This window comes from Neglectibacter sp. X4, from assembly GCF_009917365.1.
Taxonomy (GTDB): domain Bacteria; phylum Bacillota; class Clostridia; order Oscillospirales; family Acutalibacteraceae; genus Acutalibacter.
Genome location: NZ_QWLE01000079.1, coordinates 1 through 8,006 on the forward strand (window position 1 = coordinate 1; position 8,006 = coordinate 8,006).

Below are 8,006 nucleotides of genomic sequence, written 5' to 3' on the forward strand. Positions count from 1 at the left end.
TCGGTCTTGTGGAACGGAAAAAGCAGGGCCAGGGACACCCCGCCCGGATTTACGTTAAGAACTTCATTCTGGAGCCGAAACACTCTGCGCCGGTTCAGACTGCGGAAAACCAGCCGTCAAGACCGCTTGACAGTGCCGCAGTCAAGACTGCTGAAAAACCGCAGTCTGCACCCCTGAAAACCAGCGGTCAAGAGTGCGGAATTTCCGCCCCTAATAATACTGAGATAAATAAAACTGAAAAAAGCGATACTGATCTATCCATCACACCCCCTGCCCCCTCAGCGGTTTCTTCCCCTGCTGGTAAACGCGCTCCGCGCAGGATGGGATTGGATGAGATGGAAAGCTACCGCGAACTGATTTTAGAAAATATTGACTATGACATTCTTCTGGAACGGAACCCCTGGGACAAGGACTTGCTGGACGGCTATGTGGAGTTAATGCTGGAAATCTGCTGCTCCACACGGGAATCTGTCCGTATCTGCGGGCAGGAAATACCCACCGAGGTTGTCAAAAGCCGGTTCCTGAAACTGAACAGTGAACATATCGGCTATGTCATGGATAGCCTGAAAAGCAACACCGCCAAGATCGGCAACATCAAGGCGTACACGCTGGCGGCACTCTACAACGCCCCTGTCACGATGGGGCAATATTACACATCCCTTGTCAGCCACGATATGGCGCATGGGCTGCTGGACGGTTAAGCCGCCCAGCGCTTAAAAATATACCAATCAAACCAAAGGAGGACTTTTGCATGGAACATGAAATCAACATTCTGGTGGTGGAACCGGGCAAAGCGCCCAGGCCGGCGCGGGTGGACTACTCTCTGGAAAACCTTTCGCAGATTGTCGGCGGCGAATTGGCGATGGGCTGTTTCCTGCCCCAGCGGGTCATGCTGCTTTACAACGAGGACGCCAGCCGTCAGGGACTGCCGCCCAACCGCTACAATCCGTTTGTGAATGAGTGCATCAGCGGTACATTCCTGCTGTGCGGGCTTTCCGACGGGGAGGGCTTCTGCTCCCTTTCCCCTGCCCGGCAAGCCGAGTTTCAGCGCCTTTTTGCCAGCCCTGGCGAGTTTATGATGCTGGGGGCAGACCACATCTGCGCTTCGCCTGCCGAGTTTGCCGAAACCGCTGGCAGGCTTTGGGGCAGCATGGCAAGCGGCGAATCCGTGGTGCTGACCAAGTGGGGCGGCACGGAAAGTGGGGCGTAAAAATGGCAAAACAAAATACCAATACTGACCGTCGCAGTTTGCAGGACTGCGGCGGTTTTTCATCGGCAGAATACCATTCGGTCGGGCTGAGCGGCGGCAAGGATTCGTCCGCTTTATTGTTGCTGATGCTGGAAAAGGGGATGCCGATTGACAGCGTGATATTTGCGGATACCGGCATGGACTTTCCCGAAATGGCGGCGCATATCGCCAAGCTGGACGCGCTTCTGTACCGTGAACGGGGCATCCACATTACCACGCTACGACACCCGCACGGTTTTCCCTGTTCATTCTAACACCTCCGATAATTTTGGAAAATGCGGTATGTAAGGCTGCGTAAGACTACGCAACACAATCCAGCTCCTGCAAAACAAATCTTCCATATTTTTCAACCGCCTGTACCATAGCTTTTATGAAGACATCAAAGTTTTCTGCTTCGTCGGCTTCATTCTTTTGTTGTTCCGCATTATGAAATTCTTTGACATTTTCCATCTGTCTACCTCCGCAAAGCTTAACGGCTGTATGCCATAGATTATATGGATACAGCCGTCATTTGACTAATGTGCAAATCCTCCCATTTCCACTAATTCGCACAATTATTTTCTGAACCATTTTTAAGTGAAATGCTAATGGCAAGAGCCTTGTCAACCCTTGCCATCGTTTCAGTCGGCATCATCCCCATATACTGTTTCAGCCTTTTCTTATCTACTGTACGGATTTGCTCAAGCAGTACAACGGAATCCTTATCAAGCCCCTCAAAATCATTTACTGCGGTATGTGTCGGCAGTTTGGATTTTGTCTGCACCCTGCTCGTAATGGCTGCGATAATGACCGTCGGACTGTGCCTGTTACCTATATCGTTGGAAATGATAAGTACGGGTCTTGTTCCGCCCTGCTCCGAACCGACAACGGGATTAAGCTCTGCGTAGTAGATGTCGCCACGCCCGTCTTTAAAAGAGAGGTAATAATGCCCCTCGGTTATCGTCAAAGTGTACAGATTATACTTGTCCTTTTTTCGGTTTGGATGCTTTTCAAGCATTGTAATTTCCTCCAATCAATCTGAATTTTTTTGAAAATCCAGATTGAAAGGCGGAGAACGGCATCCCACGTCAAAAACAGCCCTGCGGCGTGTTCTAACAAAAAACGACAAAAGAAAAACCGCAAAGGCTGTCACGCCCTCACGGTTTATAGATATAATTGTTCTTATATGTAGAGATTTGACTTCTGCTTTTTGGGTAGAAAGCCCCCTTGCATTGACAAGGATTTTTTTAACAGGCTGTCCACCCATCCCCGATATGATATATGTAAATTGAAATTGCTATTTGCAGGCAATAAAAATCCTTCCAAACTTGAAACAGGTTTGGAGAGTGCTTGTTAAGTCTTTCGGGTATAGCAATACCGCCCACCAAGGGCGGCGTTCCATAAGGATGTTAAATCCAAAGACTTCGTAATCAGCCAGAATGATTGGATTGTAGGCAAATTCAAATCATACGGAGGAATTGCAAAATGGCAAAATCAATCTTTGAGAGATTAGGCGGCGAATATGAACAGCAAGGGGATTATCTAATACCACGCTTGACTGTACCTGCCGAAGAAGAACAGGCAATAGGAATATGGAGACAGCGGCATCTGGACTATTTGAAGCAGTACCGCAATGTTACATACACCAATATTCTCATAAGCGGCAAGCTGAATACATACCTTGCCGACATTGACAGACAGGCGCAGGAACGCTTTGAAAGGCTCATAGAGGGCATGAAACAGGCACAGGGCATAACGGAACGACTAAAAGAAGAAAACGCCTTAGAATGGATAGGGCAACTCAATAGCATAAGGGCTTGTGCGAGGGAGATTGTGAACGAGGAAATTATATATGCTTAATCGGCAAAGCGGCAGAGAGAAATCTCTGCTGTTTTTTTCGGGAGAGTTTTGTGAATATAATATGGAAATTATTTATGAATATAAGGCGAAGCAGATTGACAAAATCATAACAACGGAATATAATTAAACCGATGGTTTAATTATTGAAAGGAGATATACAGATGGCACGCAGAAAAAAAGAACCAAAAAGCGTACATAGAGAAAATATTGCCGCTGCTGCTTCGGCATTGTTTATGGAGAAAGGGATTACGGCAACTTCCATGAATGATATAGCAAAAACGGCGGGATATAGCAAAGCAACATTATATGTGTACTTTGAGAACAAAGAGGAAATTATCGGTTTTTTAGTGTTAGACAGCATGAAAAGGCTTTACAGTTATATAACTTCTGCATTGGAGCAGCAGGAGGAAACAAAGGCAAGGTATGATATGATTTGTCGGGGGTTAGTCCTATACCAAGAAGAATTTCCTTTTTATTTTAGACTGGTGTTAGATAAAATTAACATGGATTTTGAAAGCCAAGATTATTTGCCCGAAGAGAAAGAAACCTATCAAGTCGGGGAGGAAATAAATGAAAAAATAAAGGATTTTTTAGTAAGCGGCATGAAAAAAGGAGATTTGCGTGATGACATAAAAATTATGCCTGCTATCTTTCAGTTTTGGGGGATGCTGTCAGGGCTTATCCAGTTGGCGGCAAATAAAGAAGAATACATTGAAAAAACAATACACTTATCTAAAAGTCAGTTTTTAGAGTATGGTTTTGATATGTTGTACCATTCGATTGAAAAGGAGGGAATGAAATGACCACGAATAAGAAATTGGTGCTTGCAATTTTAGGTAGCCCTCATAGAAACGGAAAGACAGCATCTATGATGGATATTGCAATCCACAGAGCAGCGGAGAAAGGCTATATGGTGAATAAAATAAATCTGTATGAAAGAAATATCTCATTCTGCATAGGATGCCGTAACTGTATAGACACGAAAGTCTGTACGCAAAAAGATGATATACAGGAAATCGCCAGCCTTTTGCGTGAATGTCAAATAGTCTTTCTTGCGGCTCCTGTTTATTGGGCAAATGTTCCTGCTCCTGTTAAAAACTTATTTGACCGATTATTAGGAACAGCTATGGAAGAAACAAGTACTTTCCCAAAACCACGTCTGAAAGGGAAAAAATATATGGTTTTGACTTCCTGCAATACTCCCTTCCCATTTTCATGGATATTTGGACAAAGCAGGGGGGCAATACGGAATATGGACGAATTTTTTAAGACTGCAGGCATGAAACCAATAGGCAAAGTGGTTTATGCAGGTGCATCTTCTAAAAAGGAACTTCCAAAGCACATAACCAGAAAGATTGAGAGGTGTTTGAAATGAGAATATCTAAAAAGAAAATAATTTCAGTTATCATTTTACTTCTATTACTTATTGGTCTGATTTGTGGAGCAGTTTACTTAAAGAAAGTTGCTGATTATAAACGAGCCGTAGTGGAAACTACTATTGGTGAAATAGATATTGCTGATGTTTCCGATGGAATTTATATCGGAGAATATGATGTGAATTTTATATATGCCAAAGTGGAAGTAACTGTAGAAGATGGGGAAATTGTAAGTATTAACATTTTGGAGCATAGACATGAACGTGGAAAAGCCGCAGAAACAGTTATAGAAAAAATAATTGAGGAACAGAAAATAGATGTTGATGCAGTTTCTGGCGCAACCAATTCAAGCACTGTCATAAAAAAGGCTGTTGAAAATGCGCTCAAAGGAGGACTGTAAGATATGAACGAAAAAGCAAAATGGATACACTGTCCTGTTTGCAGAAATAAGACCCGTGACAGAATTAGAGAAGATACAGTTTTGAAAAACTATCCCCTCTATTGCCCGAAATGCAAACAGGAAACATTGATTGAAGTAACGAATTTACAAATTACAGTCATCACAGAGCCAGACACTTTAGATGCAGAGCCGATGAATTTGTGAGAAATCACAGTTGTCGGTTCTGTTTTGTTTTATATGGATTTTAATGCAAATCCCTTTGACGGTAGATAGGTAATCTTGACATTTCTTTCTCAATACTGTATAATACAATACTGTATTATACAGTATTGAAAGGAGAAAATATATGTCAACTATTGATTTAATAATTTTAGGCTCACTCTATCAAAGCCCTAAAAGTGCATACGAATTACAAAAACAAATTGAGGACAGGCATTTAGCCAGATGGGTAAAAATAGGTTCTTTTACAGTATACAAAAAAGTTATCCAATATGAAAAAAAAGGATTTGTCCTTAGTGAAACAAAGAAGAATGGGAATATGCCCGAAAAAACAGTATATACACTCACATCAAATGGGAAAACAAAGTTTCGTGAATTGATGTCTGAATTTTCAGCAGGTGAAACCAGAATATTTTTAGATTTCAACGCCGTCATTGTAAATATGTCATTGCTTGATGATACAGATTTCAAAGAATGTATGAACAATATAAAGAACAGCATTTGTAAAACCAAACACCAAATACAAGAACAAATGTCAAGACAAAAGGAAATGACTTTATTAGGACAAATGATATTGGAACAACAATATATGCTTTTAGAAACATTAGAAAAATGGGAAAAGATTTTTGAACAGAAAATTAACGGGGAGGATGAAAAACATGATTAGCTTTATCTTATTAAACCTTATTATCTACATACCATTTCATTTATTTGAGGAAGCAGTTGGAGATTTCCCTAAATGGATGTATGAACATAAATGGCTGCCCTATCATATGACACATGGACATTGGATGGCAAATAATATATTTATCTATTATCCTATGCTATTGTTGGCAGTATTCATTTATATATTCAACAAAAATATGATTTGTTTTGGTGTGGCTATATTGATATGGGGACTTATCAATTTTGGAGACCATTTCTTTTATACAATCAAAGATAAAAAGGTTTCTCATGGACTAATAACAGGCTTTTTATTTCTGATTAATTCTGTATGGGGGCTGAGATTTTATATGTTATCAGATGATTATTCAACGCTTCATCTGATTATTGGGATATGTATTGGTGGTCTCCTCTTTGGGTTGCCTATCGGCTTATGTGTTGTTGCATATAAATTCTTTGATAAATTTATTAAGTAAAATATATTGAAAGCGAGTTGAAAAATGGAATGATGGAAATGAAAAAAATAAGTAACTGGTTGTTATGTCCCATTTGCGGAAATAAGACCCGTGACAAAATTAGAGAGGATACCGTTTTGAAAAACTATCCTCTCTACTGTCCGAAATGCAAACAGGAAACATTGATTGAAGTAAAGGATTTACGATTAACAGTCATCAAAGAGCCAGACGCACAGCCGCAGAGCCGATGAATGGAGGGTAAGACTACCACTGTTCATTGGCTCTGTATTATTTATGAAATGTTTTTAGGAGATGTTAGTTCCATGTCTTTACAGAAAATTATTATAGGAGGATTTAATATCGTTTTTGTCGGGCAGTAGAGAATATCCCTGCCCTTAAAATGGAAATAAAATATCATGTTGTAGGAACTAAAAACTCCTATATCCTTATGCCCGATTGGACTTACGTTCAGTCGGGTGTTTTTGTTATTCATCAATGCCGTTCGCCGCCTTTCCAATCTGGATTTTAGCATTTTCAAAAATTTCAGATTGGAGGAAAAAAGATGGCATACAACAACGGACGGGAGAACAGGAAATGGCTTATCTGGAAAGAAGCCGAGGAAAAAATATTGAGGGAACACGGAGTTGATGAAACCACCACCCCGCAAATCCGCACAGACGACAGGGCAGACTTCAATTCCAACAGGCGGTTTTACCATTGGACAAGCGACTTCGGCGAATACCTTGAGGGGATGGCAGACAGAGAGCGGAATGTCGAGGTAAAGACCGTTGCTGATTTACTGGACGAGATTGAGGACGAAACTCTGTATCGGGCATTGCTTACGGTGGACAGGCGTACCCTGCAAATTATCCTGCTGAAAATGCAGGGCTATTCCACAAAGGAAATTGCCCCGCTTGTCGGATTGACAACAGGGGCTATCTATGCAAGGCTAGACCATCTGCGGAAAAAGCTGCGGAAGATTTTATAACCATCTAATATTTTCTGTTTTCTTATGGACTATTGGGTGGGGGATAAAATTCCCTTGCCCAATTTTCAAAATAGGTGAATAAAATTCCCGTCCACAGGGAATACTAAAAAGTTTGCCCAAAATCTTGACATGGATACAGCCGCTATGGTATTCTAAAATACCCGTGAGGGAATTGGAAGATTGAAAATTAAATAGCACATAGATGGAAGAATGAAATGTCAGCCAATGGATAAGGCTGACTGCCGCCGAACGTAAGTCGTCCTTTTCGGCTGGCGTATGGCAGCATGGTTTTGAATCCCAAAGCCGTTACATAGCATTGCGAATCCGAGCAGGAGAAAACACTCCTGTCATTCGTGGTGCGGTGTGGCGGCTTTTTCATTTATCCAAAAGTCAAGAAAAACCGAATCCAGAACGGAGGTGCAGGGACATAGGATTTTCTTTTCGGAGGGTAAGACAGGTATGCCCGCAGGAGCAGAGGAATTTGTAGCAACACCGATGTAGTAATAAATTTCTTTCGGGTTTCTATATACGCTGATTCCTAAAATTCCTCTTGGCTCTCCATTAGACAGCTTGCATATTTCCAAAAATTGTTCTCCCTGCAATAACGCTTTCCAAAACTCTGGGACTATCCTTAAATTATCTTCCATATCCGAAGTCAAAGGGATACGGATGCCCACAATACGCAGGGGCGGCTTTTTTGCAATGCGATATGCCATAGCGTTTCCTCCTGTGATTTCAATCCGTACTGTAAACTAAAATGAAAGTTGAAGACCCGCCAGCCCTTCTGGTACAATGGTTTCACCACAAATCCAAGTAC

At 41.7% G+C, this 8,006-nt stretch carries 15 protein-coding genes; 12 read left to right on the forward strand and 3 right to left on the reverse strand.

From position 1 onward, the window contains the following. The 3 genes from D1841_RS15665 to D1841_RS15675 all read left to right on the forward strand — a co-directional run. Positions 1 to 701: DUF6017 domain-containing protein (locus D1841_RS15665; protein WP_161880205.1), on the forward strand; the 701-nt coding region annotated here is incomplete at its 5' end. Between the two features lie 50 nt (positions 702 to 751). Next, entirely contained in the window at positions 752 to 1,210 is a 459-nt protein-coding gene (locus D1841_RS15670; protein WP_160644500.1) for a DUF3846 domain-containing protein, read from the forward strand. 2 nt (positions 1,211 to 1,212) lie between these two features. Then, complete coding sequence (locus D1841_RS15675; RefSeq protein ID WP_371722052.1) at positions 1,213 to 1,503, forward strand: phosphoadenosine phosphosulfate reductase family protein; 291 nt, start codon at positions 1,213 to 1,215, stop codon at positions 1,501 to 1,503. A 46-nt stretch (positions 1,504 to 1,549) separates the two neighbouring features. Here the strand turns inward: D1841_RS15675 and D1841_RS15680 are convergent, their stop codons facing one another. Continuing rightward, positions 1,550 to 1,699 (reverse strand): hypothetical protein, encoded by a 150-nt coding sequence (locus D1841_RS15680; RefSeq protein ID WP_166554285.1) that lies wholly within the window; start codon positions 1,697 to 1,699, stop codon positions 1,550 to 1,552. 91 nt (positions 1,700 to 1,790) lie between these two features. Beyond that, complete coding sequence (locus tag D1841_RS15685) at positions 1,791 to 2,246, reverse strand: type II toxin-antitoxin system PemK/MazF family toxin (protein ID WP_160644502.1); 456 nt, start codon at positions 2,244 to 2,246, stop codon at positions 1,791 to 1,793. Between the two features lie 467 nt (positions 2,247 to 2,713). On the opposite strand from D1841_RS15685, the gene D1841_RS15695 reads away from it, so the two are divergent. The 9 genes from D1841_RS15695 to D1841_RS15735 all read left to right on the forward strand — a co-directional run bounded on the left by D1841_RS15695 (position 2,714) and on the right by D1841_RS15735 (position 7,189). Further along, positions 2,714 to 3,088 carry a TnpV protein gene (locus tag D1841_RS15695; protein WP_160644503.1) on the forward strand — a complete coding sequence of 125 codons (375 nt, stop codon included), beginning with the start codon at positions 2,714 to 2,716 and terminating at the stop codon, positions 3,086 to 3,088. A 161-nt stretch (positions 3,089 to 3,249) separates the two neighbouring features. Further along, on the forward strand, positions 3,250 to 3,891 hold the full coding sequence (locus tag D1841_RS15700; RefSeq protein ID WP_160644506.1) for a TetR/AcrR family transcriptional regulator: 642 nt from the start codon (positions 3,250 to 3,252) through the stop codon (positions 3,889 to 3,891). Next, complete coding sequence (locus D1841_RS15705) at positions 3,888 to 4,463, forward strand: flavodoxin family protein (protein WP_160644508.1); 576 nt, start codon at positions 3,888 to 3,890, stop codon at positions 4,461 to 4,463. The genes D1841_RS15700 and D1841_RS15705 overlap by 4 nt, the downstream gene beginning before the upstream one ends. Further along, complete coding sequence (locus D1841_RS15710) at positions 4,460 to 4,864, forward strand: FMN-binding protein (RefSeq protein WP_160644510.1); 405 nt, start codon at positions 4,460 to 4,462, stop codon at positions 4,862 to 4,864. Before D1841_RS15705 ends, D1841_RS15710 begins: the two co-directional genes overlap by 4 nt. A 3-nt stretch (positions 4,865 to 4,867) precedes the next feature. Then, positions 4,868 to 5,068 (forward strand): cysteine-rich KTR domain-containing protein, encoded by a 201-nt coding sequence (locus D1841_RS15715; RefSeq protein ID WP_160644514.1) that lies wholly within the window; start codon positions 4,868 to 4,870, stop codon positions 5,066 to 5,068. 142 nt (positions 5,069 to 5,210) lie between these two features. After that, positions 5,211 to 5,750 (forward strand): PadR family transcriptional regulator, encoded by a 540-nt coding sequence (locus D1841_RS15720; RefSeq protein WP_160644516.1) that lies wholly within the window; start codon positions 5,211 to 5,213, stop codon positions 5,748 to 5,750. Continuing rightward, a complete protein-coding gene (locus D1841_RS15725; RefSeq protein WP_160644518.1) occupies positions 5,743 to 6,222 on the forward strand; it encodes an HXXEE domain-containing protein in 480 nt (159 codons plus the stop codon). Before D1841_RS15720 ends, D1841_RS15725 begins: the two co-directional genes overlap by 8 nt. Positions 6,223 to 6,251: 29 nt before the next feature. After that, a complete protein-coding gene (locus tag D1841_RS15730; RefSeq protein WP_371722056.1) occupies positions 6,252 to 6,452 on the forward strand; it encodes a cysteine-rich KTR domain-containing protein in 201 nt (66 codons plus the stop codon). A 311-nt stretch (positions 6,453 to 6,763) separates the two neighbouring features. After that, on the forward strand, positions 6,764 to 7,189 hold the full coding sequence (locus D1841_RS15735; RefSeq protein ID WP_160644520.1) for an RNA polymerase sigma factor: 426 nt from the start codon (positions 6,764 to 6,766) through the stop codon (positions 7,187 to 7,189). A 347-nt stretch (positions 7,190 to 7,536) separates the two neighbouring features. Here D1841_RS15735 and D1841_RS15740 read toward each other — a convergent pair whose 3' ends face one another. Beyond that, positions 7,537 to 7,905 carry a GyrI-like domain-containing protein gene (locus D1841_RS15740; protein ID WP_201751351.1) on the reverse strand — a complete coding sequence of 123 codons (369 nt, stop codon included), beginning with the start codon at positions 7,903 to 7,905 and terminating at the stop codon, positions 7,537 to 7,539. Positions 7,906 to 8,006 lie beyond the last annotated feature (101 nt).